The 2,943-nt window shown below is 50.9% G+C and carries 1 rRNA gene; it reads left to right on the top strand.

Annotated elements, in window-relative coordinates:
• Nucleotides 1-17 precede the first annotated feature (17 nt).
• A 23S ribosomal RNA gene (locus tag AB4653_RS03545) occupies nucleotides 18-2,911 on the top strand.
• The last annotated feature ends 32 nt before the right edge of the window (nucleotides 2,912-2,943 follow it).

Below are 2,943 nucleotides of genomic sequence, written 5' to 3'. Positions count from 1 at the left end.
ACCCTTTCGGGTTGTATGGTTAAGTGACTAAGCGTACACGGTGGATGCCTTGGCAGTCAGAGGCGATGAAAGGCGTAATAACTTGCGATAAGCCCAGATTAGGTAGTAATAACCTTTTGAGTCTGGGATTCCTGAATGGGGAAACCCACTTACATAAGTAAGTATCCTGTTGTGAATACATAGCAACAGGAGGCAAACCGGGGGAACTGAAACATCTAAGTACCCCGAGGAAGAGAAATCAACCGAGATTCCGAAAGTAGCGGCGAGCGAAATTGGATTAGCCCTTAAGCTTTTAATGATGCAGGTGAAGAGTCTGGAAAGTCTCGCAATAAAGGGTGATAGCCCCGTAACCGACACATCATAATCAGTGAAAACGAGTAGGGCGGGACACGTGATATCCTGTCTGAATATGGGGGGACCATCCTCCAAGGCTAAATACTACTGACTGACCGATAGTGAACCAGTACCGTGAGGGAAAGGCGAAAAGAACCCCTGTGAGGGGAGTGAAATAGAACCTGAAACCGTGTACGTACAAGCAGTAGGAGCACCTTCGTGGTGTGACTGCGTACCTTTTGTATAATGGGTCAGCGACTTAATTTTAGTAGCAAGGTTAACCGTTTAGGGGAGCCGTAGGGAAACCGAGTCTTAACTGGGCGTACAGTTGCTAGGATTAGACCCGAAACCAGGTGATCTAGCCATGGGCAGGTTGAAGGTTGAGTAACATCAACTGGAGGACCGAACCGACTAATGTTGAAAAATTAGCGGATGACTTGTGGCTAGGGGTGAAAGGCCAATCAAACCTGGAGATAGCTGGTTCTCCCCGAAAGCTATTTAGGTAGCGCCTCGGACGAATACTACTGGGGGTAGAGCACTGTTAAGGCTAGGGGGTCATCCCGACTTACCAACCCTTTGCAAACTCCGAATACCAGTAAGTACTATCCGGGAGACACACGGCGGGTGCTAACGTCCGTCGTGGAGAGGGAAACAACCCAGACCGCCAGCTAAGGTCCCAAAGTATAGCTAAGTGGGAAACGATGTGGGAAGGCTCAGACAGCCAGGATGTTGGCTTAGAAGCAGCCATCATTTAAAGAAAGCGTAATAGCTCACTGGTCGAGTCGGCCTGCGCGGAAGATGTAACGGGGCTAAGCTATACACCGAAGCTGCGGCTACGTACCTTAGGGTATGTGGGGTAGGGGAGCGTTCTGTAAGCCGTTGAAGGTGGTCTGTAAGGGCTGCTGGAGGTATCAGAAGTGCGAATGCTGACATGAGTAACGATAAAGGGAGTGAAAAACTCCCTCGCCGGAAGACCAAGGGTTCCTGTCCAACGTTAATCGGGGCAGGGTAAGTCGACTCCTAAGGCGAGGCCGAAAGGCGTAGTCGATGGGAAACGGGTTAATATTCCCGTACTTCTTACAATTGCGATGGGGGGACGGAGAAGGCTAGGTGGGCCTGGCGACGGTTGTCCAGGTTCAAGTACGTAGGCGGAAAGTTTAGGTAAATCCGGACTTTCATTAACGCTGAGATACGATGTCGAGCTACTACGGTAGTGAAGTCATTGATGCCATGCTTCCAGGAAAAGCCTCTAAGCTTCAGATTGTAAGGAATCGTACCCCAAACCGACACAGGTGGTCGGGTAGAGAATACCAAGGCGCTTGAGAGAACTCGGGTGAAGGAACTAGGCAAAATGGTACCGTAACTTCGGGAGAAGGTACGCTCTTATCAGTGAAGTCCCTTGCGGATGGAGCAGACGAGAGTCGCAGATACCAGGTGGCTGCAACTGTTTATTAAAAACACAGCACTGTGCAAAATCGTAAGATGACGTATACGGTGTGACGCCTGCCCGGTGCCGGAAGGTTAATTGATGGGGTTAGACTTCGGTCGAAGCTCTTGATCGAAGCCCCGGTAAACGGCGGCCGTAACTATAACGGTCCTAAGGTAGCGAAATTCCTTGTCGGGTAAGTTCCGACCTGCACGAATGGCGTAATGATGGCCACGCTGTCTCCACCCGAGACTCAGTGAAATTGAAATCGCTGTGAAGATGCAGTGTACCCGCGGCTAGACGGAAAGACCCCGTGAACCTTTACTACAGCTTGGCACTGAACATTGAACCTACATGTGTAGGATAGGTGGGAGACTATGAAATTGCGTCGCTAGATGTGATGGAGTCGTCCTTGAAATACCACCCTTGTAGTTTTGATGTTCTAACGTTGGTCCCTGAATCGGGATTACGGACAGTGCCTGGTGGGTAGTTTGACTGGGGCGGTCTCCTCCCAAAGAGTAACGGAGGAGCACGAAGGTGGGCTAAACACGGTTGGACATCGTGTGGTTAGTGCAATGGCATAAGCCCGCTTGACTGCGAGAATGACAATTCGAGCAGGTGCGAAAGCAGGTCATAGTGATCCGGTGGTTCTGAATGGAAGGGCCATCGCTCAACGGATAAAAGGTACTCCGGGGATAACAGGCTGATACCGCCCAAGAGTTCATATCGACGGCGGTGTTTGGCACCTCGATGTCGGCTCATCACATCCTGGGGCTGAAGTCGGTCCCAAGGGTATGGCTGTTCGCCATTTAAAGTGGTACGCGAGCTGGGTTTAGAACGTCGTGAGACAGTTCGGTCCCTATCTGCCGTGGGCGTTGGAAAATTGAAAGGGGCTGCTCCTAGTACGAGAGGACCGGAGTGGACGAACCTCTGGTGTTCGGGTTGTCATGCCAATGGCATTGCCCGGTAGCTAAGTTCGGAATCGATAACCGCTGAAAGCATCTAAGCGGGAAGCGAGCCTTGAGATGAGTTTTCCCTGGCACTATAAGTGTCCTAAAGGGTTGTCGTAGACTACGACGTTGATAGGCAGGGTGTGTAAGTGCTGCGAGGCATTGAGCTAACCTGTACTAATTGCCCGTGAGGCTTAACCATACAACACCCAAGGGGTTTTGTGGACTCAAAGA

This window comes from Vibrio sp. 10N.222.48.A3 (genome assembly GCF_041475345.1).
GTDB classification, from domain to species: domain Bacteria; phylum Pseudomonadota; class Gammaproteobacteria; order Enterobacterales; family Vibrionaceae; genus Vibrio; species Vibrio tasmaniensis_A.
This window is presented reverse-complemented; position numbering and strand designations above follow the sequence as displayed.